The following is a 25,882-nucleotide window of genomic DNA, read 5'->3' on the forward strand; positions in this document are numbered from 1 at the left end:
GGATCAGGTCACCCATCCGCCCGCGACCGGCAAGGTCTGGCCATACATGAAGTCGCTTTCCGGCCCGGCGAGGAACAACATGGCCTGGCCGCACTCGCGCTGCGTTCCCAGTCGCCCGGCCGGGCACTCGGCAAGGCGCACCCGAAACTCCTCCGTCTGCTGATACGCGGCCGAGAAATAGGTGGGGTTGTCGATGAAGGTCTGCGCGGTGGCGTTCACATGAACGTTCGGCGCCACCTCCAGGGCCACGTTGCGCATGTACGCCAGCTGCGCGCCTCGGGCGGCGGCGTACATGGCGACGCCGCCGGGACGGCCGCGCAGGGCATTGGCGCTGCCGGCCACCACGATCTTGCCGCTGCGCCTTTCGATCATCTGGGGCAACACGGCGCGCACGAGGCGGTGCAATGGGTAGTACAGCGCCTCCATCAGCCGCTGCATCTCATCGTCGCTGCCGTCGATGGCTGGCCCTGCCTTGAAGGGAACCGCAAGATTCGCGATCAGCACGTCGACGTGCCCGGCTTCGCGCACCAGGGCGTCGGCAGCGAGCGGCGGCGACAGGTCGCGCGTGTCGGCGATCACATGCGCTCCCGCTTCCCGGAAGACCTCGACGATCCCCTCGCCGCAGCATTCGTCGGCCTGGGTGACCAGGACCCGTCGACCCGCCAGGCGTGCGCTCATGAATGAATCGTTCCGCCGTCGACGTTGATGATCTGCCCGTTGACGTAGCTCGATGCCGGACTGCAAAGGAACTCGATGACGGTGGCGACTTCGCGAGGTTCAGCGAAGCGCCGGATCGGAATCTCGGACATCAGCTTGTCTGCGCGATCGGCAATCAACTGGCGCGACATCGGGGTCAGGATGATGCCGGGTGCGACTGCATTGACGTGCACGGCCGGGGCAAATCGGCGTGTCATGGCTCGCACCATCCCGGCGATCGCGCCCTTGGCGGCCGAATAGGCAATGCGGTCGAGTCCGCCCCGGCGGAACGCCAGCGAGCAGGCGAAGACCGCTCGCGTCGGCAGCTCCGCAGTGCCAGCGCAATGCGCATGGAACAGCCGCCCCAGCTGGTAGCCGTTGCGCACATTGGCCGACATCGTCTCGTCGAACAGGGTCAGATCGGCCGTGTCCTCCGGGTCGGGCAACGAAATGCCGGCCAGATGGATCAGCGCGTAGGGACGAGGGCCATCCCTCAGGGCCCGCAGGCAGTCCTCCTGGTCGGCCAGCCCGTTCGTCTGGACCTGCAGCTCTTCGGGCGCGCCCAGGGCTTGCGCCGCGCGCTCCAGCGCGTCGGCCGAGCGGTCCACCAGGCGGACGCGCGCACCTGCTTCGAGGAAGACGCGCGCGCTCTCCACGCCGATGCCGCCGGCGCCGCCGGTGATGAGAATGGTCTTGTCGGAATAGAAGGTCACGGCAGGTCCTCGGATCGATCGGGTGGTGTGGCTTGCTTGCGCTTGTCGAAGAACTGAAGGATCTCGGCAGCGGCATAGTCGGGGCGCTCGAATGCCACGAAGTGGCCCGCGTTCTCGACGATGGCGACATCCACGTCGGAAAAGTAGTCGCCCAGCCTGTCGGTGAACTCGGGCAACAGCACAGGGTCGCTGGCACCCCAGCGCACACAGGCCGGCGTTTCGATGCGGGACAGGGAAGGCGGGCCTTCGCGCATCAGGCGCTCGCGGTAGGGCTGCATGGCCTTGTACCAGTTGAAGCTGCCTTGGAGATTGCCCGGGCGCAGGTAGCTGTCGACCCACGCTTCGAGGTCCTCATCGAAGGCCCCCGGCGCATGCGACCAGTGATCGAGGCAATGCTTGAGATAGCGCCTGCAGCTGGCGCGGTCCGACGACAGCCACTCGGCGACCCAGGGCAACTGGTTGAAATACTGGTACCAGGACTCCCGGATGACGCGAGGGTCTGCCCATCGATCACCGATCCCGGGATAGGGGCAGTCAAAGAAGAACAGTCCGGACAAGCGGGCGGGCTCCCTACGGGCGTAGCCCTGAGCGATGTTCGCGCCAGAGTCGTGGCTCACCAGGCCGACGCCTTCGAGTTCCAGACCGTCGATCAAGCCTGCCAGATCGGCGATGTGCAGGTCGAGCGAATAGCTTTCCGATGCTTCGCCTGCCGGCTTGCCCGACTCGCCGAAACCCCGGAGGTCGTAGGCAATGACGTCGTGGTGGCGTGCCAGCAGCGGGATGATCTTGCGCCAGGTGCGCCAGAACTCCGGCCAGCCGTGAATGAGCACGAGAGGTGCGCCTTGCCCGCACCGCACGTAGTGCAATTGCACGCCCCCGGCATCGACGAAGCCGTCCGCGAGCCCCTCGATCCCATGGGCCATGTCCATCACGCCATCTCGCTGGCGATGGTCTGGAAGTCCTGCTCGCGCAACATCTTCCAGACCCGGCCCCTGATCTCGACGAAGCTGGGCAGGTCCATCACGTCCTCGATGCGCTCGTGCGTCGCCCATCGTTCCGCCTGGCGGATCTTGGCCACGTCGATGTCGGCCACGATCTCGCCGCCATTGCGGCTCATCACGACAACCCGATCGGCAAGGTATACCGCCTCCTCGACCGCATGGGTGATGAACATGACCGTGCGTGGAGCAATGGCGCAAAGGCGAAGGAGCTCTTCCTGCATGACCGTGCGCGTCTGCGCGTCGAGGGCGCCAAAGGGCTCGTCCATCAGAAGGACGTCTGGCTCGAGCGCATAGGCGCGGGCGATTGCGACTCGCTGCTGCATGCCGCCCGACAGCTGGTGCGGATAGGCATCTTCCCTGCCTTGCAGGCCCATGAGCTGCAGGAAGTGTTGCACGCGCTCCTGGCGCTCGGCCTCGGGCGTGCCCTTGCAGCGCAACCCGAAGGCGATGTTCTCCGCCACGGTCTTCCACGGGAAAAGGGCGAACTGCTGAAAGACCACCGCGCGGTCGGGGCCAGGACCCTCGACATTCTTTCCGCCGACGTGCACCTGGCCGGACGTCGGTGCGTCCAGGCCGGCAGCAAGCCGCAGCAGCGTGGTCTTGCCGCAGCCCGACGGCCCGACGACCGCTACGAACTCGCGGTCGCGCACATGCAGGTCGATGTCGCGCAGAACCGCGGTAGCTGCACCGGCACGCGTGAACACGCGTTCGACTCGTTGAAACTGGATATCGCTCATGACAATCCTCTTGCCTGATCAGTCAGGCGCTCTCTCGGGGCACGATCTCGAAGCCGACATCGTGCACGGGGTGTTCAATCGTCTCGCCGCGCACGCGGCGCAAGGCCAGCTCGCCCGCCTTGCGGCCGATCTCGCGCTGCCGAACGTTGACGGTCGTCAACCGCGGACGGATCGCCCGGCCGAGGGGCGTGTCGTCGAAGCCGGCAATGGCCACGTCCTGCGGAACGCGGATGCCGAGCTGCGCGGCTTCGAGCACGAAGCCGGCGGCGATCATGTCGCTGGCGATGAAGATGGCTTGCGGGCGCTTCTTGCCTGGCGGCATCGCCTGGAATTCGCGGGCCAGCTCGGCGCCGCTTTCCAGTTCCATGGGGGCCGATCCGATCCATTCCTCGGTCGCCGGCAGGTTGGCCTCGGCCAGTGCCTGCCGGAATCCCTCCTCGCGGGCACGCGTACGCTCGTTGTCGGTCTGGATGCCTCCGCGGTACGCCAGCCGCGTGTGCCCCTTGGCGATCAGGTATCGCGTCATCTCGAGGCCTGCCTTGAAGTTCGAGAATCCGACCGCGACGTCCATCGGTTCGGGCCCCACGTTCCACGTCTCCACCACGGGCATGCCCGCCTTGCGCAGCATGGTGCGCGTGGCCCGGGTGTGGCTGAAGCCGGTAAGGATGACGGCGTCGGGGCGGTAGCCGAGCAGCCCGCGCAGCAGTTCCTCTTCGCGCTGCGCGTCGTATCCGCTGTGCGCGATGATCAACGAGAAGCCGGCGCCGTTCAGCACGTCATTGATGCCGTGGACCGTCTCGGCAAACACCGAGTTCGCGATGTTGGGCAGCATCAGTGCGACCAGCTTGCTTCCCCGCCTGGACAGGGCACGGGCGGTGTAGTCGGGCACATAGCCCAGCTCGGAAACGGCGCGCAGCACGGCTTCGCGAGTTTCCGTCGTCACGGAGCCATGGTTCGCCAGCACCCGCGAGACGGTGATGGGCGAGACGCCGGCATGCAGGCCGACGTCACGCATCGTCAGCGAGGATCGCTTGGGCAACTTCATTGGGCGTACCCGTTGCGGATGACCTGCATGAAGTTGGATGCGACCGCGCCGCTGTCGGTGAAGCGCTCTTCCCAGACCGCCAAGGCGTCGGCGTGGTCGGGCGCGAGCAACTGGCGCGAGAACGCCTCGACGCCGACGATGCCGCGATAGCCGCGTCGTGCGGCCTCCCGCACCAGGCGGGTCAGATCGAGCGACCCCTGCAAGGCGTCGCCGCGATGGCTCTGGTCGAGTTCGAGGTAGGCCAGCCGCGGCAAGGCAGCTTCGATGGCGGCGACGGGATCGGATTCGTCGATGCTCATGTGGAAGGTATCGAGGTGCAGGTAGACGTTGTCGTGCGCAACGGCCTCGAGGAAGGCCAGGGCGCGGCGGGTGTTGTACAACAAAGGCGTCTCGTAGCGGTTGACGACTTCCAGCGCCAGGCGCACGCCCGACCGTGCGGCATGTTCGGCCAGGCGGTGCATCGACTCGGCGGCCCGGGCGAAGGCGTCGTCGGGCAAGGGCCGCATGGCCTTGTGAATAGGGCCATAGAGAACGCCGCCGATCTGGCTGGAGCCCATGTCGCGTGCCAGGGCGACGGCCTGGCAGAGATGCTTCACGCCTCGCTCGCGCACGGCAGGGTCCGGATCGCCGATGTCCTTATCCGGTGAAAGTCCGCAGGTGTTGAGTGGCGCAAGGCCTTCGGTCTCGAACAGGCGCGCGAGCGCCTGCGGCTCGATATCCTCGAAGCGTCGCAAGGGCACTACGACGTGGTCGTAGCCGATGGCGGCGGCATGGGCCAGCGCGGGTGCGAGACCGGCCGGGCTCCAGTCAGGTCCCCACACCGCTGCATGGATGGCCGTTCGCACCGCGGTCATGCCGTTCCTGCCTCTTCTGCAAAGAAGCGGGCGTGGATATGCCGAAGCGCTTCCGCCGGCAGCGCTTCGCCGATGGCTTCTCCCGGATCGCCGCGCATGGTGTAGCCGCCGTCGACGGGCAGCAAGGTGCCCGTGATGAATCCGGAAGCCGGCAAGGCGAAGAAGGCGATGGCATGGCCGATTTCTTCCGGCAGGCCCCAGCGGCCGGCCGGGGCGCGGTCGGCATAGAGCGCGTAGTCGAGCATTCCGGCATCCAGGCGCGCCTGGAGCGTTTCGGTCAGGATGTACCCGGGCGCCACGGCATTGACCGTGATCCCCTGGCGCGCGACCTCCACCGCCAGCGACTTGGTGAAGCCGTTGATTGCGTGCTTGGCAATGGCGTAGCCGCTGCGAAACGGGAGGCCGAGCACGCCAAGCACCGAAGAGATGTTGATGATGCGGCCGAAGCCTCTGCCGGCCATGGCGGGTATCACGGCCTGGCTGCACAGGTAGGTACCCCGTACATGCACGTCGAACATGGCCTGCACGTCGTCGATGGGCATGTCCGCGACCGTCGCCAGGCGCGGCGTCATGATGCCCGCTGCGTTGACGAGCACGTCGATGCGCCCCAGGTCCGCCTCGCACCGGGCAATGGCTGTACGCACGGCTTCGGCATCGACGACGTTCGCGCCTGCCCATGCGGTGCGGACGCCGAACCGGCGTTGCAGCGCAAGAGCCGCGCGTTCCGCCGATCCGTGATCGAGGTCCACGATGGCGATATCCGCTCCGCGGCGTGCGCATTGGGCCGCCGTCGCGAAACCGATTCCCTGCCCGGCGCCGGTCACCAGTGTGACCAGCCCGGCGAGGCTGTCGATGCCGCCTTGCGGGGCGCCGATGGAGGATGAACTCATAGCGCGCCTGGCTTGCCCTCGGCAAAGGCCTTGAGCTTCGGGTTGCTGTTGATGTAGTTCAGCACGGCGGGGTTGATGTAGGCCTTGGCGTCCAGCACGTTGGGAATGGTGCCGGCACCCTTGAAGAACTCCGCCAGGCGTGTGCTCTCCTGGTCGAGCTTGCCCGGTCCGGCGGAGCGGTCGAACCACTTGAGCTGCTCGTCGAGGCTCCAGTAGCTGCGCGTCTCGATTTCGCCGATCATCTCCTCGGGCGAGAGGCTGACGCCGCCCTTGTCGTAGAACTTCTTCATCGACGCCAGCGTTGCCGCGCGATCGGTGCGCATGACGTTCATCCCGCGCAGGAACATGGCCGCGAACCGCGCAACCGTCTCGAGGTTCTCGGTGAGGTACTCGGGGCGCACCACCATATTGCCCGTCACCAGCACGCCAGCGCTTTGCCCGTCGCAAAGGAGCTTGCCGCCGTTCTTTTCCATGCGGGCGAAGTGCGGATACCAGACGGCGCCCACCGGGATGTCGCTGCCCTTGAAGGCGTCGACGATGGCACCGGGAGCAATGTTGACCGCCTTCACATCTCCTGGCTTGAGCCCCAGCTTGGCGAAGCAGGCCTGCGCCGCATAGTCCGAGGTGGAGTTGGCAGGTACGAGATACTGCTTTCCCTTGAGCGCCTTGACCGGATCGGCCTTGATCGCGCCGTAGTCGGTCGCCCGGGCGACGACGCCGTTGGCCCGCGAATCATCGATCAGGATCAGCACGGTCTGGAGGTTGAAGCGCGATGCGCCCAGCAACGCCGGCGGGCCGCCCATCAGACCGATGTCCCACGTCTTGGACGGCACTGCCGCCACCTGCTGGGCGCCGGCCACGAAGGAAGTCATGTTGCCCGGCTTGAGGCCTGCCTCGGCCCACCAGCCTTTGTCGTCGGCAAGCTGCAGCGGAACGCCATGGATGGTGACCTGATAGCTGACGTTGACCGGCGTTGGCTCGGCCGCGAGCGAAGGCCCTGCCAGGGCGCTCATGGCAAGGGCGGCCAATGCCACGCGACGGGTGAGGCCATGAGGTTGAAGCTTGAAAGTCATTTTGTCTCCTTGTGAACATGGACATGGATCGCCGGAATCTGCCGGCGCGATCACGCGACGGCCGAGCCGAGCCGCCGCTGCACGTACCGCTCCAGGTGCCGGAACAGCACCTCGAGCAGCAAACCGACCAGGCCAATGGCGAGCATGCCGACCAGGACGATGACGATGGTGCGGTTCATCTGCCCGCGAACCATGAGGTAGGCCACTCCGGAGGTAGCCACGATCAGTTCGGCACCCACGAGCGACTGCCACGCGTTGCCGGCCGCCACGCGCAGTGCAGCGACCATCGAAGGCACGGCGCTCGGCACCACGACCTCCAGGAGGATGCGCAGGTGACCCGCTCCGAGCATGCGCGCCGCCTCCAGCAGGCGCGGGTCCACCATGCGCGCGCCGCCGTAGGCGCCGATGACGCATGCAGGGAAGGCCCCCGAGAAGATGATGAGCACCGGTCCGCCGAACCCCGTGCCGAACCACAGCACGGCAAACGGCACCCAGGCGATGGGGGCGATGAAGCGCAGAAGATTGAAGATGGGCTGGATCACCACCTCGAGCCAGCGGTTCCATCCCATGGTCAGGCCGAGCGGAATGCCCACCATCGCCGCGAGGCCGAAGCCGGCGCCGAACCGGCGCAGGCTCGCAAGCAGGTGCGCCTGCAGAGTCGAGCCCGCGAACGGCTCGTGCAGCATGTCGATGAATGCCGCGAAGACAGTGACGGGCGTGGCCAGCGTGCTTCGCTCATCGACCTGCATCGCCACCAGTTGCCAGGCCGCGAGAAAGGCCGCGATGCCCAGGGCCCCGATCCAGCGGCGCGGCGGAACGTCGGCCGCGATCAGGACGTTCGCACGCTGCCGATGCACCGGCGGCGGCGCCGATGCGGCACGCGGGTGCCGGGCGCGCGCCATCAGCGCTTCCTCCATGGCATCACCCACCTTTCCGCCCAGGTCAGCAGCAGGCTGCTGAGCATTCCCAGCACGGCGACGGTGACCATGCCGACGAGGATCATTCCGGGATAGACATCATCCTTTCCGGCAGTCAGCACCTTTCCCACGCCCCATATCGCGCCCAGCAACTCGGCCGCGACGATGACGGTCCACGAGGTCTGCAGCGCCAGGCGCAGGCCGATGGCCATGTGCGGCATGGCGCCGGGCAGGATCACATGGCGCAGCCAGGTCCAGCCGCGCGCGCCATTGACCCGGGCCGCCGCCAGCAGCGTGCGATCGATCTGCTCGACGCCGGTGGCCGTGTTGATGACCAGCGGGATCGAAGCGGCCATGGCCATGACGAACAGCTTGGATGCGTCGCCGAGTCCGAACCACAGCAGCGCCAGGGGGATCCACGCCAGCGGCGGCACCGGCCGCAGGAAGTTGAAGATCGGCATCAGGAAGTCGCGCCAGAATGCTGACAGCGATACCGCCAGACCCATTCCGATTCCGAGCACCATGGCCAGTGCGAATCCGCGCACGACCAGCCAGGTGCTGGTCACCACATGCTTTGCGAGGTCGCCGCCGGCGTAGCCGTCCAGGGTGATCTGCCTGAGCGAGCCCAGGAAGGCGGCCGGGTCCGGGAAGCGCGCGGCGTCGATCCATCCGGCCGGGCCGGTGGCGATCCACCACAGCAGCACGAGCGCGATGAGGGGACCGATGCTCGCGGCCAACCGTGCCAGGCCCGTCTGCTTCATGCGCGCTCCTCCTGGACGATGCCCGCCGCAGCGCAGGCATGCCGTGCCTCGCCCTCGCCGCCGTTGCTGTTCCATGCCGCAACCAGGGCCTCGAAGCCTGCGACCAGCGATTGCTCGAAGGCGTCGTCTTCCATCTTTCCGGCGAGCCATGCGGTGGCGGGCGCCATGAACAGGGTTCGGCCCACGGCAAAGCCGCGCACGAGCGGGCGGCCGCTGGTTGCCGCGATTGCCTTGGCCAGCTCTTCCGGGGAACGGCCACCGCCGAGCAGCAGGATCCCACGGCACATCGGGTTGTCGTTGCAAATCGCCTGTTCGATGGCGTCCCACGCGCTGGTGTCGGAAAAGGCGGGCAGCTTCCACCAGTCGGGCTTGACCCCCAGCGCCTGAATCGACCGGATGCGCCGTTCGGCAGCACGCGCGTCCTGCACCGTGTCCGGGTGCACCAGTTCGAGCAGCAGTTCCATTCCGTACATGGAAGTGGCGGCATACAACTCGCGCAGGCGCTCTTCCTGGAGCGTGCGACTCTCTTCGTCGTCCAGCGGCACCAGGCACTTGACGATGTGATGGCGCGGCCAATGCGCCAGATGGACCGCGGCGGGCAGGTCATCCTGGAAGCGGAGCGGGGCAGGGCCCGTCCTTTCGATCTTGCGGCCCACCCACGCGATGTCGGCACCGATGCGATGCAGCGCGTCTTCGCCCGCTTCATCGTCGAACAGCACGCCGACTTCCGGGCGTTGGCGGGCCATTCGCAGCGCAACTTCGGCGACGAGGCGTTTCAGCCCGGCAATGCTGCGCCCCTGTGCGCATGGCAGCCCCTCGAAGGGCGCCACGTGATCCGCTGCCATCACGAACACGGTCGATGGCCGCGGGCGCCGGGTGGTCGTGCGGTGCAGGTAGGCGAGGTATTCGCTGCGATGCAACGCATGGTCGTTCTGGCCTTCGCGCAGGAACCAGTCGAGTTCCTGGGTGGTCGGTGACGCAGGCGAGCATCCATGGCGTGACACCACCAGGGCCCCCGTGGCGTTGCCGCGGCGGCAGCACTCAGCCCATGGCATGTCGCGCAGCCAGCCCGAAAGAAAACCCGAAAGGAAGCCGTCCCCGGCGCCGACCACGTTGAACACCTCCACCGGGAAGCCCGGGCCGACCACCCCATCCTCCACGCGCGACGGAATATCGCCAGGGAACACGACGCACCCGGCGGCACCTCGCTTCAGGACGATCGGGGCTGCAGTCAGGCGCCGGATTGCCTTGAGCGCCTTGATGGTATCGATGTCACCGCCGGCGATATGAATCTCTTCCTCGGTGCCTACGACAAGATCGAAGCGGGACATGAAACGCCGAGTCGCTTCGGTGGCCCGCGACGAGTCGACGTAGCGGCTTTCACCACCGTCGCGCGACACCAAGCCCCAGAACACCGGGCGATAGTCGATATCGAAGATCACCTTCGTGCCGCGTGCCTTCGCACGCTCGACGGCAGAACCGATGTTGGCGGTAGCTGCATCGGTCGTCAGGTGGGAGCCCGAGACGAGCAGGGCGTGCGCCGAGCCGATGTACTCCTCCGTGTAGTCGCCGGGCGCGATTGCCATGTCGGCGCAGTTCTCGCGGTAGTGCAGCAGGGGAAAGCTGTCCTTGTTCCGAATGCCGAGGAAGGCCACGGCCGTCAGCCGCTGCGAATCGGGCACGACGTGGCGCGTATCCACGCCCTCGCGCTCGAGGCTTTCGCGCAGGAAGCGGCCATTGTGGTCGTCGCCAACCCGCGTGATCAGGCCGACGCGCAAACCGAGACGGGCCGTGCCGATGGCAATGTTGGCAGGGCATCCGCCCACGTATCTTGAAAACGACGAGACGTCTTCGAGGCGAGCGCCAACCTGGTCGCCATACACGTCGACGATGGTGCGGCCCATGGTGATCAGGTCCAGCGGACGAGAGTGAATCATGAAGATTTCAACGCAGTGATTGGTATCGATACCATGCATTCTCCGCCCCGCAGCGGCGTGAAAGCCATCCGTGGCAACCCTAGGACTGAGGAGTCAGCGCCGCGAGCCCAAGCCTTGTTCTATGTCGCGCACCATTGCGATCAGCCGGGGCCGAACCTCGCTAAGCAGCGTGTCTCGCGACATAGACTGCGCCGGCCCCGCCGCGTTGATAACCATCAGCGGCAGGCCGCCGCCCGGCTGGAAGGGCACGGCGATGCCGTTGATCTCCTTCTGCCATTCGCCGAAGGAGCCGACGCAGCCGTTCTCGGCGAAGTCGTTGCAGGCCTGCCGAATGCCTTTCTCGATGCGCGGCCACGCGATCGGATCGAGCGCCTGGATGCGCTCCTCCAGCGCCAGCCGCACGTTCTCCGGCGCCGCCGCAAGATAGGCGCGGCCCATCGCGGTGGTGGCCAGCGGGATGCGCGCGCCGATGTCCAGCCGCAGCGTCACGATCGAATGGCCGCGGCAGTTCTCGATGTAGAGCATCGACATCTCGTCGCGCAGGCCGAGCGAGACCTGCGTGCCGGTGTCGATCGCCAGCTGCTGCATCAGCGGCCGGCTCATCTCCTTGACGTCCAGCCGCGCCAGCGTGGTGCCGCCGAGCATCAGCGTCGCCATGCCAAGGCGATAGCGCCCCGATTCCTCGACGTGATGCAGGTAGCCGAGGCTGGTCAGCGTGTAGGTGAGGCGCGTGACGGTGGATTTGGGCAGCTTGCAGCGCTCCGCGAGCTCCTGGTTGCCAAGGCGCTCCTCGCCGGACCTGAAGCAGCGCAGCACGTCGAGGCCGCGCGCCAGGGCGGTGACGAAGTGGCGGTCTTCGCGGCCATCTTCCAGCACATCCGGATCGAAGGGGGCGGGGGAATTCTTCATGACGTCTCCTGCGTTCTGCACAGCGGTATCGAGGTGGGTGCCGCGAGGCGTCCAACCCTATGAAGCCACCCCAGGTGGACCCAGAATTGCAGAATTATGAACCGCACTGCAAAACAAGTGCAGTGCCATTACAGGAGACAACCCCATGGAGCAGTCCGTTGCAATCGGTGCCCACAATTTCGCTTCGATCGAGCGCGTCGTGTTCGGGCAACCCGCGGCCGGCGTGATCGTGGCCGAGGCGGCACGGCTGGGGAGCCGGCGGGTCTTCATCGTCGCGAGCCGCACGCTGCGCACGCAGACCAGCGTGATCCGCGAGATCGAGACCGCACTCGGCGATCGCCATGCGGCCACCTTCGACGGCATCCCGCAGCACACGACCCGCGGCGGCGTGGCGCGCGCAACGGCGGCGGCCCTGGAAGCAGAGGCCGACCTGGTGGTGGCGGTAGGCGGCGGCTCCGTCATCGACGCCTCGAAGATGGTGCTGCTGTGCATGCGCCACGGCATGACCGACGAGCACCTGGAGGCGCTCGACCGCTTCGAGGTGAAGCTGGGCGAGGATGGCAAGCCGGTCCGGCCCGTCTTCGACGGCCCCGCGCTGCGCATGATCGCGGTGCCCAGCACGCTCAACGGCGGCGAGTTCAACGGCGGCTGCCTGGTGACGGACGAGCGCCGCAAGCTCAAGCAGACCTTCTTCCACCCGCTCATGATGCCGCGCACCGTCGTGCTCGATCCGGCCTTGACGCTGCACACGCCCGAGTCGCTGTGGCTGGGCTCGGCCACCCGCGCGCTCGACCATGCCATCGAGGCGCTGCTGTCGACCACGCCGACGCCGCTGGCCGACGCCGCGGTGCTCGACGGCATTGCCCGCATGGCACGTGCGCTGCCGGCGTGGAAGGCCGAGCCGCAGAGTCTGCCCGTGCGCGCCGAGTGCCAGGTTGCGAGCTGGCTCTGCTCCTACGGCCTGTCCAGCCGCGGCCCGCAGGGCGGGGTGATGATGGGTCCCAGCCATGCCATCGGCCATGTGCTGGGCGGCAGCTGCGGCGTGCCGCACTACTACTGCACGCCCGTGATGATGCCGGCGATCTTGAGGTGGTCGGAGCCCGCCACGTCAGCGCGCCAGCCTCAGCTGGCCCAGGCGCTGGGCCGGCCCGCGCTGAGTGCGGCCGAGGCGTTTGCCGAGCTCGTGAAGTCCCTGGGCCTGCCCGCGACGCTGCGCGACGTCGGCGTGGATGCGAGCCAGTTCGAGATGATCGCCCGCACCAGCATGCGCGAGCTCTTCATCCACGGCAACGCGCGCAAGATCTCCGGGCCCGCCGAGGTGCTGGAGATCCTGCGCCTCGCAGCCTAAGAAGCTGTGAACGAACCCGCCACGCCCGCTCATCCCGCCCAGGCGGCCCCACTCTGCGTTGCAAATGCTCGCCGTAGCGCGAGCTACGGCTGCGCTTTACGCCTTGATTGGGGCCACCTGGGCGGTCTGCTCGGCCGCGCCGGGTTCATTCACAGCTTCTGAGCGCGTTCAGCGCTTCGTCTCGAACACCAGGCAGGTGGTGGTGGCGTGCGCGTACAGCGTGCCGTCGGGACCGAAGAGGCGCGCCTCCGCGGTCGCGAGCTGCCGGCCGCAATGGACCACCTTGCCCTCCGCGCGCACCCGCTGCACCTTGGGCGTGACGCCCTTCACATAGTTCACGCCCAGCTCCGCCGTGGTGTAGGCGCGCCCGGGCGGCATCATCGTGTGCACCGAGCAGCCCAGTGCCGAGTCGAGCAGGGTGGCGACCCATCCGCCATGGATGGTGCCGAGCGGGTTCAGGTGCTGCGGCAGCGGCGTGCCCTGGAACACCGCGACGCCGGGGCTCACCGAGAGGATGGTGAAGTCGAGCGTCTTGGCGATGGCGGCGTAGGGAATGTCGCCGCGCAGCATGGCCTGCATGACTTCGAGCCCGGTCTTGCCTTCGACCTGCTCGGGGCTGGCCAGGCCGGGACCCGGGCCGGCTTCCAGGCGGGCGATGACCTCGCGTTCTTCGGCGAGCCAGGATTCAAGTGAGGTGCTCTGCATCAAGGGTCTTTCTCCGATATGAAGGTTGCATATGCAATGGTTGTAGATACAATCATCGGCCATGGATGCTATCGCAAAACCGCAGGGCTGTACCAACTTCAGGTTGCGCCGCCTGACGCGCATGGTGTCGCGGCACTACGACGCCCACGTGGCCGCGTCCGGCCTCAAGACCACGCAGTACTCCCTGCTCTCGCATGTGCTGAGCCTGGGCCCGCTGCGGCCCGTGGATCTCGCGCAGGCGATGAACGTCGACGCCTCCACGCTGAGCCGCAACCTCAAGTCCATGCTCGCCGCCGGCTGGCTGATCCAGGGCGAGGGGCCCGATGCGCGCAGCCGGCTGATCGCGATCACCGACACCGGCCGCGCCAAGCGGGCCGAGGCGCAGCGCCTGTGGCGTGCCGCGCAGACGGAGCTCAACGGGATGCTCGGCGTCGAGCGTGTCGTGGCCCTGCACCATTTGATCGACGACAGCATCGCGCTGCTGCAGCGCGCCGGATTGAAAGACGAGGAAAGCAGTGATGAGTGATTCCAACCCCAACCCCGCCGCGAGCGCAGGGCCTTCCGCCGTGCGCCGCTACGCGCTGTGGCTCGTGCTGCTGGCGACCGCCGGCACTTTCGCCCTCACGATGGGCGTACGCCAGACCATGGGCCTGTTCCTGTCGGCGGTCAATACCTCGACCGGACTCGGCGTCGCCAGCATCAGCCTGGCCTTCGCCTTCGGCCAGCTCTGGTGGGGGCTGACGCAGCCCTTCGCCGGCGCCGTGGCTGACCGCATCGGCACCGGCCGCGTGATCTTCATCGGCGTGCTGCTGGTGGCCCTGGGCACCATCATCACGCCCTTCATGACGACGACGGCCGGCCTGATCTTCGCGATCGGCGTGCTGGCGGCGGGCGGCGCCGGCATGGCCGGGCCCTCGGTGCTGATGGGCGCCACTGCGCGCCTGGTGACGCCGGCGCAGCGCGGGCTGGCCACGGGCATCGTGAACGCGGGCGGCTCCTTCGGCCAGTTCGCGATGGCGCCGATCGCCATCGGCCTCACCGCCGCCTACGGCTGGGCCAATGCAATGCAGGTGCTGGGCTTCCTGATCCTGCTGGCGCTGCCGGCGGTCTTCGTGCTCAGGGGCAATTCCAATGCGCTCGCCGCGGCCTCGGGTGCCAAGCGCCTGAGCGCGCGCGAAGCGGTCGGGCAGGCGCTCGCGCTGCCGAGCTTTCGCCTGCTGAGCCTTGGCTTCCTTGTCTGCGGCTTCCACGTGGCCTTCCTCGCGACCCACCTGCCGGGCGTGATCGCAGCTTGCGGGCTGCCGCCGGAAGTGGGTGGCTGGTCGCTCGGCATCATCGGCCTGTTCAACATCGTCGGCAGCCTCGCGATGGGCTGGGCGGTGGGTCGCTGGCGCATGAAGTCGCTGCTCGCGCTGCTCTATGCAACGCGCGGCGTGGCGGTGCTGATCTTCCTGCTGGCGCCGAAGACGACGCTGGTGATGCTGCTCTTCGCCGCGGTGATGGGCGTGACCTTCCTCTCGACGGTGCCCCCGACCGCAGGCCTGGTGGCCAAGATGTTCGGCCCCGCCAACATGGCGATGCTGTTCGGCATCGTGATGCTGGCGCACCAGGTGGGCGGCTTCCTCGGCGCCTACCTGGGCGGCACCATCTTCGAGGCCACCGGCAGCTACGACTGGGTCTGGTACATCGACATCGTGCTGGCCGCCGGAGCTGCGCTGGTCAACCTGCCGATCCGCGAGGCGCTCGTGCCAGCGCGCGCCGCGAAGGCGGCGGCCTGATACAGCCGCAGGCCAAGGTACTCCAGTGAGCACCGTCGATCCGCGAACGCGCCTGCTGCTCGAGGCGCCGATCGCCCGCACCCTCCTGCGGCTCGCCATGCCCAACGTGCTGGTGATGGTCGCGCAGGCTTCGGTAGGCCTGATCGAAACCTACTTCGTAGGCAAGCTCGGCACCGATGCGCTGGCCGGCATGGCGCTGGTGTTCCCGATCGTCATGCTGATGCAGATGACCTCGGCCGGTGCCGTCGGCGGCGGCATTGCCTCGGCCATCGCGCGGGCGCTGGGTGGCCAGCGCCGCGCCGATGCCAATGCACTGGTGCTGCACGCGATGCTGGTGGCACTGGGCTTCGGCCTGGTCTTCAGCGCCGTGCTGCTCGTCGGAGGTCGCGCGCTCTATGCGCGCATGGGCGGCGAGGGGGCTTCGCTCGACGCCGCGGTGACCTATTCGCACTGGGTGTTTGCGGGTGCCGTGCTGGTGTGGATCTTCAATTCGCTGGCGGCAGTGATCCGCGGCACCGGCAACATGGCCGTGCCGGCGAGGGTGACGGTGGGCGGCGTGGTCTTCCTGATCCCGGTGTCGCCACTGCTGATCTTCGGCTGGGGCCCCATCCCCGCGCTCGGCATCGCGGGCGGCGCGCTGGCGCTGCTGCTGTACTACCTGGTCGGGACGCTGGCACTGCTGTTCTACCTGCGCTCCGATGCCAGCTACCTGAAGCTCTCGCTGGCGGGCGTGCGGCTGCGCTGGCCGCTGTTCCGCGACATCCTGCGCGTGGGTCTGATCTCGGCCATCGCCACCGTCTGCGTCAACCTTTCCATCGCGGTCGCCACCGCGCTCGCCGGCCAGTTCGGCGCCGGCGCGATTGCCGGCTATGGCACCGGCGCCCGCCTCGAATACCTGCTGGTGCCGCTGGTCTTCGGCTTCGGCGCGCCGCTGCTGGCGATGGTCGGCACCTGCATCGGCGCCGGCCAGCGCGAGCGCGCGCTGCGGGCCACGTGGGTCGGCGTGGCCATGGCCTTCGCGATGGCCGAAGCGGTCGGGCTGGCGGCCGCGTTGTTCCCGCGGCCCTGGCTGCTGCTCTTCGGCAACGATGCGGCCATGCTCGAGGCCGGCACGCAGTACCTGCGTACGGTGGGTCCCTTCTACGGCTTCTTCGGCGCCGGGCTGGTGCTGTACTTCGCCTCTCAGGGCGCGGGGCGGCTCCTGTGGCCGGTGCTGGGCAACGTGGCGCGGCTCGTGGTCGCCGCGGTCGGCGGCTGGCTGGCGCTGCGCTGGACCGGCGAGCTGGTGCACGTCTTCACGGCCCAGGCCGTGGCGCTGGTGGTCTACGGGGCCCTCATTGCCGGGGCGATCGCGGGCGGTGCGTGGTTCGGGCCGGTGGGCTGGCCGCGCAGCACTGCCGGACTGCTGCGGCGGGTCGACGCCTCCTGATTCCTTTCCCCTCTCCCAACATTCCTGGAGCTTCACATGCAGATCAAGGACGCTGTCGTTTTCATCACCGGCGCCAACCGCGGCCTGGGCCTGGCCTATGCGCGCGCCGCGCTCGGGGCCGGTGCGAAGAAGGTCTACGCGGCGGCGCGCGACCCGAAATCGGTCACGCTCGACGGCGTGGTGCCTGTCGCCCTCGACGTCACGCAGGCCGCGCAGGTCGAGGCGGCCGCACGGGCTTGCGGCGACGTGACCCTGGTCATCAATAACGCCGGCATCTCGCGCGGCTCGGGCCTGCTGTCGAGCGACGCAATCGATGCGGCCAGGGCCGAATTCGACACCAACTTCTTCGGCCTCTGGGCCGTGAGCCGCGCCTTCGCGCCGGTGCTGGCGAAGAATGGCGGCGGCGCCATCGTCAACGTGCTGTCGGCGCTGAGCTGGATCAGCTTCCCCAGCGTGGCGACCTACAGCGCCTCGAAGTCGGCCGCCTGGTCGCTGAGCAACGGCCTGCGCAACGAACTCGCGGCGCAGGGCACGCAGGTTGTCAGCGTGCATGTGGGCTACATGGACACCGACATGGCCAGCCATGTGCCGGGCGACAAGACCTCACCCGATGATGTGGCGCGGCAGACCCTCGCCGCGGTGGAAGCCGGCGAGCCGGAGGTGCTGGCTGACGCGACGGCCCGGCAGGTCAAGCAGGGCTTCGTGGCGAACCCGCCGGCGTACGCGGCGGCGCCTTGAAGGCAGGGGCGAACCAACCCTACTGGTTGCTCCACGCCTTCCTGGTCAACGGCAGCCAGAGCTGAAGCTCTTCCTCCTGCCCGCGCTGGTTGGCGGCGCGTGTGATGGCATCTTGACCAGTGTGTCCGGGCATGGCCTTCACCTTTTGCTCCGCCAGGCGATCGATGCAGCGGCGGCGGACACTTGGCGTGCGATATCAGCTACCTTCGGTAGATCCTGGTTCAGGGCGCCGTCCCAGACCGGCTGCGCAAGCCATTCCTCTTCTGCCCAGCTCAGCCCCAGCGACACACGATCGACGCAGCTTTCATCGGCGCCGTGAAGCCTGACGAAAATGCGTTCGGCCAGCTTGGGCTTGGCGGCCATGTCCTCCACCAGACGCCGAAGCATTGTCTTGAGATTCGGATTCTTCGTATCCCTCAGGGCCCTTCGCGCGGGTCGCCGCCATTCCGAGGTGAGTGTGTTCGCCCAAGGTGATCACGACGACGCATGGCTGCCCCGGGGCAGGCGGTTGGCCTCGGACAGTCGTAGTGGCCGGTCTTCCGCGTGGGGCAGGCGTGCCTCTGTCAGGGGATAGATTGCTCGAGAGGAACTGGGACGAAGTGTTGTTGCGTGTGGGAAGCATGGGGGCCTGTTGAAGTCTTGACGGGGCTCTCAAGGCAACGCCGAAGCGAAGCTTCGGTCCTGCCAGTCGATGAACGACTCAGGCTGAGTAACGCCGCTGCGGCGGCGGTTCCGGAGTAGAGGTGCCGGCGGGCGCGGTGACGCGCCAAGCCGAGAAGGATTTCGCCGCCGACCGGCCTACGCGGCGGCGCGCTGAAGCGCAGGGCGCCCGGCATGCTGCGCCGGCAGCAACCTGCGCAGTGCCTCGAAGAACAGATCGGACTGCTCGCGCTCACCCTGGATCTGCGCCGCCACGTGCGCGGCGAACTTCGCGTCGACCGGCGCTAGCGGCCGGCCCGTCGATTGCGCGATCACCTGGTGCAGGCAGGCACGCTCGAGGTAGTAGAGGTCGTCATAGGCATGCGCGATGCTCGCGCCCGCCACGATGACGCCGTGGTTGGCCAGGAAGGCGATGTCCTTGCCGGCCATGGCGCGGGCGATGCGCTCGCCCTCGCGGTCGTCGAGCGCCAAGCCGTTGTAGATTGCGTCGACGGCGATGCGGTCCATGAAGCGCATCGCGTTCTGGCTCAGCGTCGGGTCGAGCGCGCGGTCGGTGGTGAGGGTGAGCGCGGTCGCGTAGGGCATGTGGCAATGGAGCACCACCGCATGGCCGGTGACGCGGTGTACCGCGCCGTGGATGAAGAGGGCGGTGGGCTCGACGCGGTGGCGCCCGGCCAGCACCTCGCCGCGCACGTCGATCAGCACGATGTCCTCGGGGCCGATCTCGCTCCAGTGCAGGCCGCGCGGGTTGATGAGGTAGCGGTCCTGCGCGCCGGGCAGGGCCACGCTGAAATGGTTGCACACGCCCTCAGAGAGGCCGTGGTGCGCGGCAGCGCGCAGTGCCAGTGCAAGGTCTTCGCGCAGCGTCCGGATCGCGGGGCTGGCGTATTCGGCTTCGGGGCTCATGTGCGCAGGCTCCCGTTGAACGCGGCCACGAAATCCATTGCCGCCTCGCGCACCGCCGCTGCGCTCTTGCCCGGCTTGTAGAGCGCCGAGCCGATGCCGAAGCCTGCCGCGCCGGCCTCGCGCCAGGCCTGCATGCCGGCCGGTGTGATGCCGCCCACGGGCAGCAGCGGCGTGCCCGGCGGCAGCACCGCGAGCAGTGCCTTGACCACCGCGGGCGACGCGAGCTCGGCCGGGAAGAGCTTGAGCCCGTCGGCCCCCGCCGCGAGTGCGCCGAAGGCCTCGGTCGGCGTCAGCACGCCCGGCAGGCTCACAAGCCCGAGGCGTGCCGCTTCGGCCACCACCTGGGGATTGAAGTTGGGCGCGACGATCAATTGGCCGCCGGCGGCATGCACCTCGCGCACCTGCTGCGCGTCGAGCACCGTGCCGGCGCCCACCAGCGCACCGGGAAAGCGCTCGCGCAGCAGCGCGATGCTCTTGAGTGGCTCGGGCGAGTTGAGCGGCACCTCGAGCAGGCGGAAGCCGGCGCCGACGATGGCATCGCCGATCTCCGGCGCCTCGGCCGGGTTCAGCCCGCGCAGGATGGCCACCAGCGGCAACTGCCGCAGGGCCGTGGAGAAGGAGTCGTTGGGAGACGTCATTGCCTTGCCTTGTTCGCCAGATGGATGGCCGCCAGCGCATGCAGCCCGGCCCAGGTGGCCTCGGTGCCCAGCGTGCGCGCGGTGTTGCCGGAGATCTCCAGCGCCAGCAGGTAGCGTTGGGTGAGCGCAGGGCTGCCGATCAGCACCAGGTCGCCGGCGTGGATGGATTGCGTGCGCAGCTCCTCGCCGATCAGCAGCCCGGAAAGATAGCTCGCCAGCTCGCCGGCCGGCATGCGATCGAACAGCGCCAGCGTGCGAGCGCCGAAGGCGTTGTGCAACAGGCCCTGGCCGTTGTCGGCCTGCGTCACGCCTTCGAGGAAGGCGACTTCGTCCAGCGGCGCCTGCGCGTCGAGCGTGCGCGCCAGGATCGAGTGCTGGCTCAGCAGCGCGTAGAACTCGCCCGTCATGAAGGTGCGGAAGCCCGTCACCCGCCCGCGCTTCACCGTGGCCCATTTGTTGTGCGTGCCGGGCAGCACGAACAGGCCGTCGGACAGGCCGGTGAGCGCCATGGCGCCGAAGATCTGTACCTCCTCGCCGCGCATCACATCGGGCACGCCGTCGTGCATGTCGCTGAGGCCGGGCACGATCGCGATGCGGCCCGGCTCGATCTCGACGATGGCGTTGCCCACCTCGACCCGGCCCGAGGGGCAGGCGCAGTAGGGCGCCTCGACCCAGCCCTGCTTGCTGCCGGCCATGCCCGAGATCAGGCAGAAGCTGCCGGTGGGACGCATCCAGTCGCCGAACAGTTCGTCGAAGAGCGCGGGGAAGCCGCCGGGCGGCACCGTGAGGATGCCGCGCGGGTGGCTGCGTTCCTCGAGCACGTGCCCCTTGCCGTCCAGCAGTGCGCCGCGCAAGGAACTGGTGCCCCAGTCGATGGCGATCAGATGCATACGGGCTGCTTAAAGTCGTTGAACCGCTAGTGATTGTCCCTGGGAACGAAGGAACCGCGCTTGCCGCGCAGGAATCCGAGGTCGGCGCCCTGGTCCGCCTGCAGCACGTTGTCGACGTAGAGCTTCCAGTAGCCCGAGTCCAGCGCCGGCTTCGGCGGTGTCCACAGCGCCAGGCGGCGCGCCAGCTCTTCCTCGCTCACGTGCAGGTGCAACAGGCGCTTGGGCACGTCGAGCTCGACGATGTCGCCGTCCTGCACCACCGCCAGCGGCCCGCCCGCCGCCGCCTCGGGCGCCGTGTGCAGCACCACCGTGCCGTAGGCCGTGCCGCTCATGCGCGCATCGCTGATGCGGACCATGTCGGTGATGCCCTTGCGCAATACCTTCGGCGGCAGCGGCATGTTGCCGGCCTCGGCCATGCCGGGGTAGCCCTTGGGCCCGCAGTTCTTCAGCACCATGATGCAGTGCTCGTCGATGTCCAGCGCCTCGTCGTCGATGCGCTTGTGGAAGTCGTCTGCGCTCTCGAAGACCACCGCGCGGCCCTTGTGCACCAGCAGTTCCGGCGTCGCCGCGCTCGGCTTGATGATGGCGCCGTTGGGCGCGAGGTTGCCGCGCAGCACGCAGATGCCGGCCTTGTCCTTGAAGGGCTTCGACAGCGGCTGTATCACCTGCGGGTTGTAGTTCTCGGCGTCCTTGATGTTGTCCCACACGCTCTGGCCGGTGGAAGTGACGATGTCCCGGTGCAGGTGCTGCGCGATCTCCTTCATCACCACCGGTACGCCGCCCGCATAGCAGAAGTCCTCCATCAGGTACTGGCCCGAGGGCTGCAGGTTGACCAGGCAGGGGAGGTCGGAGGCCAGGCGGTCGAAGTCGTCGAGCGTGAGCTCTACGCCGATGCGCCCCGCGATTGCGAGCAGGTGGATCACCAGGTTGGTCGAGCCGCCGATCGCCGCGTTGACCTTGATCGCGTTCTCGATGGCCTCGCGCGTGAGGATCTTCGACATCAGCAGGTCCTCGTGCACCATGTCGACGATTCGGCGGCCGGCCATGCGCGCCAGCACGTTGCGCCGGCCGTCCACCGCCGGGTAGGCCGCATTGCCCGGCAGCCCGATGCCCAGCGACTCGACCATGCTCGCCATCGTGCTGGCGGTGCCCATGGTCATGCAGTGGCCGTGGCTGCGGTGCATGCAGCTCTCTGCCTCGAAGAACTCCTGCAGCTTCAGCGTGCCGGCGCGCACCTGCTCGCTCATTTGCCACACGCCGGTGCCCGACCCGAGCTCCTGGCCGCGCCACTTGCCCGAGAGCATCGGGCCGCCCGAGACGCCGATGGTGGGCAGGTCCACGCTGGCGGCGCCCATCATGAGCGCGGGAGTGGTCTTGTCGCAGCCCATCAGCAGCACGACGCCGTCGATCGGGTTGGCACGGATGCTCTCTTCCACGTCCATGCTCGCGAGGTTGCGGTAGAGCATGGCGGTGGGGCGCAGCAGGGTCTCGCCCAGCGACATCACCGGGAACTCCAGCGGAAAGCCGCCGGCCTCGTAGACGCCGATCTTCACCTGCTCGGCCAGCGTGCGGAAGTGCGAGTTGCAGGGCGTGAGCTCGCTGAAGGTGTTGCAGATGCCGATGACCGGGCGGCCGTCGAACTGGTCGTGCGGCACGCCCTTGCCCTTGACCCAGCTGCGGTAGATGAAGCCGTCGCGGTCGTGGCGGCCGAACCATTGCTGGCTGCGCAATTCGTGGGCGGGTTTGCGGCGTGGACTGGTCATCTTCTTGTCTCCGGCGGTGCCAATCGGGGGGCTCGGTGAATCAGGGTTTGTCCTGCCGGGCCTGTATTTCAATCATCATATGATAAGCCGGACCGCGCAAAGACGCACAGGGTTTTCGAGAGCGCTTCGCATGCAAACCCGCCCCCCAAAGCAGGAGACAGAACGATGCCGGATGGCGACCACGGGTATTTGAGGCACTTGGTGCAGGAAGTGGGGGGCCAGGCATGAGTGTCGCGCGGCTGCTCGAAGGTGCCTCTGGCTCCCGGACAAGGAGACGGAGCAAGACCAAGGCGGTGAACCTGCAGGAGCTTGCGGGATGAACGCCCCTGCACGTCCCGAGGTGCTGGTGGTCGCACCGTTGATGCCCTTCCTGATGGAAGCGCTGCAGCGCGAATACGTGGTGCACGACCGCACCCACATGAACGACCCGGAGGCTTTCGCCGCCGCCGCCCCCCGCATCCGCGCAGTGGTCGCGAACGGCGAGGCCAAGGTCCCGCGCGCGCTGATGGAACAACTGCCCGCGCTGGAAATGATCTCGGTGTTCGGCGTCGGCTACGACGGCGTCGACGTGCCCGCGGCGCACGAGCGCGGCGTGCCGGTCACCAACACGCCGCAGGTGCTGAACGACGACGTGGCCGATCTCGCCATCGGCCTGCTGCTCTCGGCCGCGCGCCGCATCCCGCAAGCCGATCGCTTCGTGCGCGAAGGGCAGTGGCCGCAGGGCCCGTTCCCGCTGAGCCGCAAGGTCTCGGGGGCCCGCCTGGGCGTGGTCGGCATGGGCCGCATCGGCCAGGCCATCGCGCATCGAGCCCGCGCCTTCGGCATGCAGATCGCCTACACGGCGCGCTCGCCGCGCGCGGAAGTCGAGTACACGTACCACGCGGATGCGGCGGCGCTGGCGGCCGAGGTCGACTTCCTGGTCGTCATCACGCCGGGCGGCGCGGCCACGCGCGGGCTGATCGACGCCCGGGTGCTCGAGGCGCTGGGCCCGCAGGGCTACCTCGTCAACGTCGCGCGCGGCAGCGTGGTCGACGAGGCGGCGCTGATCGCGGCGCTGTCGAAGGGCGCCATTGCCGGCGCCGCGCTCGACGTCTTCGCGAACGAGCCGACGGTGCCGGCCGAGCTGCGCGCCATGCCCAACGTCGTGCTCACGCCGCACATGGCCAGCGGCACGAAGCAGACGCGCGAGGCCATGGCGCAGCTGAGCTTCGACAACCTGCGCGCGCATTTTGCGGGCGAGCCCCTGCTGACGCCGGTCGATGCCTGAGAAGGCGTGACAACGAACCCGCCATGAGCAAGAACATCCACGGCCGCACGCTCGATCTGCTCGGCGAGGCCATCGTCTCGCGCCGCTACGCGATCGGCGCGCCGATGCCCGCGGAGCCGCTGCTGTGCGAGGAATTCGGCGTCAGCCGCACGGTGGTGCGCGAGGCGGTGAAGTCGCTGGTGGCCAAGGGGCTGATCATCACCGGCCCCAAGGTCGGCACGCGCGTGCTGCCCGAAGACCGCTGGAACTGGTTCGACCCCGACGTCATCACCTGGCAGGCGCGCGCCGGCCTCACGCCCGAGTTCCTGCGCGACCTGCTGGACCTGCGCCGGGTGGTCGAGCCGGCGGCCGTGCGGCTGGCGGCAGAGCGCGCGACCGCGGCAGACATCGAGGCCATCGAAGAGGCCTACGCCGGCATGAAGCGGGCGATCGACCACGGCGGCGACTACGTCACCAGCGACCTGCGCTTTCACCACGGCCTGCTCGCGGCCGCGCAGAACCGCATGCTGGCGCAGATGAGCAAGGCGCTCGACGCGCTGCTGCGCACCAGCTTCGAGCTCTCCACCGCCAAGAAGGACGGGCCTGCGCTGTCGTTGCCGCTGCACCGCGCGGTGCTCGATGCAGTCGTTGCCCACAACCCGGCGCGCGCCGAGCGCGCCATCGTCAAGCTGATCGACGGCGCGCGCGAGGACATCGAGGAGGTGCTCTCGTCGCGCCGGCGGCTGCCGCGCCTCGGTCGCCCACCGCCACGGCTCAAGGCCGCCGCTTGACGCAGCCGCACTCCAGTTTTTTTCCAGCCCCGCTCGTGGATCGAGCATCCCACTGAAGAGGAGACCAAGCATGAAACTCAAGGCACTCGTGATTCCCGCCCTGGCTGCGCTGGGGCTGGCTGTTGCCGGCCAGGCGGCAGCCCAGGAAAAACTCACCGTCTGGTGGGTCAAGGGCTTCTACAAGGCGGAGGACGACGCCCTGTTCGCGGCCATCAAGAAGTTCGAGGACAAGCACAAGAACGTGAAGATCGAACTCTCGCAGTACCCGGTGCAGGACATGATCCCGAAGACCGTGTCGGCGCTCGATTCCGGCAGCCCGCCCGACGTGGCCTATGCCGACGTCTACGACTTCCAGGTCACCGGCAAGTGGGCCTTCGACGGCAAGCTGGAGGACATCGGCAGCGTGATCTCGCCGATGCAGGCTCGTTTCGCGCCCAACACGGTGGAGACCACCTTCCTCTACAACGACCAGACGAAGTCGAAGGCCTACTACGCCTTCCCGATCAAGCAGCAGACGATGCACATCCAGTACTGGATCGACATGCTGACCGAGGCGGGCTTCAAGGAATCCGACATTCCGACGACGTGGAAGGAGTACTGGTCCTTCTGGTGCGAGAAGGTGCAGCCTGCCAGCCGGCAGAAGAGCGGCAAGCGCACCTTCGGCATCGGCATGCCGATGGGCGTGGACTCGAGCGACTCCTTCTACTCCTTCCTGACCTTCATGGACGCCTACAACGTCAAGCTGGTCAACGACAGTGGCAAGCTGCTGGTCGACGATCCCCAGGTGCGCACCGGCCTGATCGGCGCCGTCACCGACTACACCACGCCCTACATCAAGGGTTGCACACCGCCGTCGTCCACCAGTTGGAAGGACCCGGACAACAATGTCGCCTTCCACAACAAGACGACCGTGATGACGCACAACGCGACCATCTCGATCGCCGCGAAGTGGCTGGATGACATGAACAACGCCTCGCTCACCCCGGAGCAGCGCGAGGAAGCGAAGAAGAACTTCACCGAGCGCATCCGCACGGCCGGCTTCCCGAACAAGCCCGACGGCAGCAAGATGGTCTACCGCACGGCGGTGAAGACCGGCGTGATCTTCAAGGACGCGAAGAACAAGGCGCGCGCCAAGGAGTTCGTGAGCTTCCTGCTGCAGGAGGAGAACCTCACCCCTTACGTCGAAGGATCGCTGGGCCGTTGGTTCCCGGTCACGAAGGCAGGGCAGGCGAGCCCGTTCTGGAAGGCTGATCCGCATCGTCAATCGGTATTCAACCAGTACGCCGCCGGCACCGTGCCCTTCGAATTCACCAAGAACTACAAGTTCACCATCCTCAACAACGAGAACGTGTGGGCGAAGGCGATGAACCGTGTCATCAACGACAAGGTGCCGGTGGACAAGGCGGTCGACGAGATGATCGAGCGCATCAAGACCGTCGCGCGCTGACGCACCGGCA

The 25,882-nt window shown here is 67.8% G+C and carries 26 protein-coding genes; 8 read left to right on the forward strand and 18 right to left on the reverse strand.

The genetic code is table 11. The annotated features are described in order from the left end of the window. Positions 1–3: 3 nt before the first annotated feature. The 12 genes from E5P3_RS12975 to E5P3_RS13030 are packed head-to-tail and all read right to left on the reverse strand — an operon-like array spanning position 4 to position 11,533. Complete coding sequence (locus E5P3_RS12975) at positions 4–678, reverse strand: SDR family NAD(P)-dependent oxidoreductase (protein ID WP_162586355.1); 675 nt, start codon at positions 676–678, stop codon at positions 4–6. After that, positions 675–1,409, reverse strand: a complete 735-nt coding sequence (locus E5P3_RS12980) for an SDR family NAD(P)-dependent oxidoreductase (protein WP_162586356.1) — start codon at positions 1,407–1,409, stop codon at positions 675–677. The genes E5P3_RS12975 and E5P3_RS12980 overlap by 4 nt, the downstream gene beginning before the upstream one ends. Further along, positions 1,406–2,338: an alpha/beta fold hydrolase gene (locus E5P3_RS12985; RefSeq protein WP_197893964.1), complete on the reverse strand. Its 933-nt coding sequence runs from the start codon at positions 2,336–2,338 to the stop codon at positions 1,406–1,408. Before E5P3_RS12985 ends, E5P3_RS12980 begins: the two co-directional genes overlap by 4 nt. Then, positions 2,338–3,147, reverse strand: coding sequence for an ABC transporter ATP-binding protein (locus tag E5P3_RS12990; RefSeq protein WP_162586357.1), 810 nt, complete (start codon positions 3,145–3,147; stop codon positions 2,338–2,340). Before E5P3_RS12990 ends, E5P3_RS12985 begins: the two co-directional genes overlap by 1 nt. 22 nt (positions 3,148–3,169) lie before the next feature. Continuing rightward, positions 3,170–4,192 (reverse strand): LacI family DNA-binding transcriptional regulator, encoded by a 1,023-nt coding sequence (locus E5P3_RS12995; protein ID WP_162586358.1) that lies wholly within the window; start codon positions 4,190–4,192, stop codon positions 3,170–3,172. Further along, positions 4,189–5,046, reverse strand: coding sequence for a sugar phosphate isomerase/epimerase family protein (locus E5P3_RS13000; protein WP_162586359.1), 858 nt, complete (start codon positions 5,044–5,046; stop codon positions 4,189–4,191). The genes E5P3_RS12995 and E5P3_RS13000 overlap by 4 nt, the downstream gene beginning before the upstream one ends. Next, entirely contained in the window at positions 5,043–5,936 is an 894-nt protein-coding gene (locus E5P3_RS13005; protein WP_162586360.1) for an SDR family NAD(P)-dependent oxidoreductase, read from the reverse strand. The genes E5P3_RS13000 and E5P3_RS13005 overlap by 4 nt, the downstream gene beginning before the upstream one ends. After that, positions 5,933–7,009, reverse strand: a complete 1,077-nt coding sequence (locus tag E5P3_RS13010; RefSeq protein WP_162586361.1) for an ABC transporter substrate-binding protein — start codon at positions 7,007–7,009, stop codon at positions 5,933–5,935. Before E5P3_RS13010 ends, E5P3_RS13005 begins: the two co-directional genes overlap by 4 nt. Positions 7,010–7,059: 50 nt before the next feature. Next, entirely contained in the window at positions 7,060–7,926 is an 867-nt protein-coding gene (locus tag E5P3_RS13015; RefSeq protein WP_232073119.1) for an ABC transporter permease, read from the reverse strand. After that, the gene (locus tag E5P3_RS13020; protein ID WP_162586362.1) at positions 7,911–8,687 is read right to left on the reverse strand and encodes an ABC transporter permease; all 777 of its coding nucleotides are present in this window, start codon (positions 8,685–8,687) and stop codon (positions 7,911–7,913) included. The genes E5P3_RS13015 and E5P3_RS13020 overlap by 16 nt, the downstream gene beginning before the upstream one ends. Next, a complete protein-coding gene (locus E5P3_RS13025; RefSeq protein WP_162586363.1) occupies positions 8,684–10,663 on the reverse strand; it encodes a bifunctional 5-dehydro-2-deoxygluconokinase/5-dehydro-2-deoxyphosphogluconate aldolase in 1,980 nt (659 codons plus the stop codon). Before E5P3_RS13025 ends, E5P3_RS13020 begins: the two co-directional genes overlap by 4 nt. A 54-nt stretch (positions 10,664–10,717) precedes the next feature. Beyond that, positions 10,718–11,533 carry an IclR family transcriptional regulator gene (locus tag E5P3_RS13030; RefSeq protein ID WP_162586364.1) on the reverse strand — a complete coding sequence of 272 codons (816 nt, stop codon included), beginning with the start codon at positions 11,531–11,533 and terminating at the stop codon, positions 10,718–10,720. A gap of 145 nt (positions 11,534–11,678) precedes the next feature. Here E5P3_RS13030 and E5P3_RS13035 point away from each other — a divergent pair, with 145 nt between their 5' ends. Then, a complete protein-coding gene (locus E5P3_RS13035; RefSeq protein WP_162586365.1) occupies positions 11,679–12,881 on the forward strand; it encodes an iron-containing alcohol dehydrogenase in 1,203 nt (400 codons plus the stop codon). A 168-nt stretch (positions 12,882–13,049) separates the two neighbouring features. Here E5P3_RS13035 and E5P3_RS13040 read toward each other — a convergent pair whose 3' ends face one another. After that, entirely contained in the window at positions 13,050–13,586 is a 537-nt protein-coding gene (locus E5P3_RS13040; RefSeq protein ID WP_443083246.1) for a PaaI family thioesterase, read from the reverse strand. 61 nt (positions 13,587–13,647) lie between these two features. Here E5P3_RS13040 and E5P3_RS13045 point away from each other — a divergent pair, with 61 nt between their 5' ends. From E5P3_RS13045 to E5P3_RS13060, 4 genes are read left to right on the forward strand one after another with little or no spacing between them, the layout of a single operon-like run. After that, positions 13,648–14,112 carry a MarR family winged helix-turn-helix transcriptional regulator gene (locus E5P3_RS13045; RefSeq protein ID WP_162586367.1) on the forward strand — a complete coding sequence of 155 codons (465 nt, stop codon included), beginning with the start codon at positions 13,648–13,650 and terminating at the stop codon, positions 14,110–14,112. After that, positions 14,105–15,364: an MFS transporter gene (locus E5P3_RS13050; RefSeq protein ID WP_162586368.1), complete on the forward strand. Its 1,260-nt coding sequence runs from the start codon at positions 14,105–14,107 to the stop codon at positions 15,362–15,364. Before E5P3_RS13045 ends, E5P3_RS13050 begins: the two co-directional genes overlap by 8 nt. Before the next feature lie 25 nt (positions 15,365–15,389). Further along, positions 15,390–16,793, forward strand: a complete 1,404-nt coding sequence (locus E5P3_RS13055; RefSeq protein WP_232073120.1) for an MATE family efflux transporter — start codon at positions 15,390–15,392, stop codon at positions 16,791–16,793. A gap of 36 nt (positions 16,794–16,829) precedes the next feature. Beyond that, the gene (locus E5P3_RS13060; protein ID WP_162586369.1) at positions 16,830–17,531 is read left to right on the forward strand and encodes an SDR family oxidoreductase; all 702 of its coding nucleotides are present in this window, start codon (positions 16,830–16,832) and stop codon (positions 17,529–17,531) included. A gap of 138 nt (positions 17,532–17,669) precedes the next feature. On the opposite strand, the gene E5P3_RS13065 is transcribed toward E5P3_RS13060, so the two are convergent. The 5 genes from E5P3_RS13065 to E5P3_RS13085 form a co-directional block, all read right to left on the reverse strand. Beyond that, entirely contained in the window at positions 17,670–17,894 is a 225-nt protein-coding gene (locus tag E5P3_RS13065; protein ID WP_232073121.1) for a hypothetical protein, read from the reverse strand. A gap of 435 nt (positions 17,895–18,329) precedes the next feature. Beyond that, positions 18,330–19,097, reverse strand: coding sequence for an aldolase (locus tag E5P3_RS13070; RefSeq protein ID WP_162586371.1), 768 nt, complete (start codon positions 19,095–19,097; stop codon positions 18,330–18,332). Beyond that, the gene (locus E5P3_RS13075) at positions 19,094–19,735 is read right to left on the reverse strand and encodes a 2-dehydro-3-deoxy-6-phosphogalactonate aldolase (RefSeq protein ID WP_162586372.1); all 642 of its coding nucleotides are present in this window, start codon (positions 19,733–19,735) and stop codon (positions 19,094–19,096) included. The genes E5P3_RS13070 and E5P3_RS13075 overlap by 4 nt, the downstream gene beginning before the upstream one ends. Next, the gene (locus tag E5P3_RS13080) at positions 19,732–20,625 is read right to left on the reverse strand and encodes a 2-dehydro-3-deoxygalactonokinase (protein WP_162586373.1); all 894 of its coding nucleotides are present in this window, start codon (positions 20,623–20,625) and stop codon (positions 19,732–19,734) included. The genes E5P3_RS13075 and E5P3_RS13080 overlap by 4 nt, the downstream gene beginning before the upstream one ends. Positions 20,626–20,651: 26 nt before the next feature. Continuing rightward, on the reverse strand, positions 20,652–22,388 hold the full coding sequence (locus tag E5P3_RS13085; RefSeq protein WP_162586374.1) for an IlvD/Edd family dehydratase: 1,737 nt from the start codon (positions 22,386–22,388) through the stop codon (positions 20,652–20,654). Between the two features lie 316 nt (positions 22,389–22,704). Between E5P3_RS13085 and E5P3_RS13090 the strand changes: the two genes are divergently transcribed. The 3 genes from E5P3_RS13090 to E5P3_RS13100 all read left to right on the forward strand — a co-directional run bounded on the left by E5P3_RS13090 (position 22,705) and on the right by E5P3_RS13100 (position 25,872). Then, complete coding sequence (locus E5P3_RS13090) at positions 22,705–23,655, forward strand: 2-hydroxyacid dehydrogenase (RefSeq protein ID WP_162586375.1); 951 nt, start codon at positions 22,705–22,707, stop codon at positions 23,653–23,655. Positions 23,656–23,678: 23 nt separating this feature from the next. Then, positions 23,679–24,425, forward strand: coding sequence for a FadR/GntR family transcriptional regulator (locus E5P3_RS13095; RefSeq protein WP_162586376.1), 747 nt, complete (start codon positions 23,679–23,681; stop codon positions 24,423–24,425). A 70-nt stretch (positions 24,426–24,495) separates the two neighbouring features. Next, entirely contained in the window at positions 24,496–25,872 is a 1,377-nt protein-coding gene (locus E5P3_RS13100; RefSeq protein WP_162586377.1) for an ABC transporter substrate-binding protein, read from the forward strand. Positions 25,873–25,882: the final 10 nt, after the last annotated feature.

It is taken from the genome of Variovorax sp. RA8, from assembly GCF_901827175.1.
Classification (GTDB): domain Bacteria; phylum Pseudomonadota; class Gammaproteobacteria; order Burkholderiales; family Burkholderiaceae_C; genus Variovorax.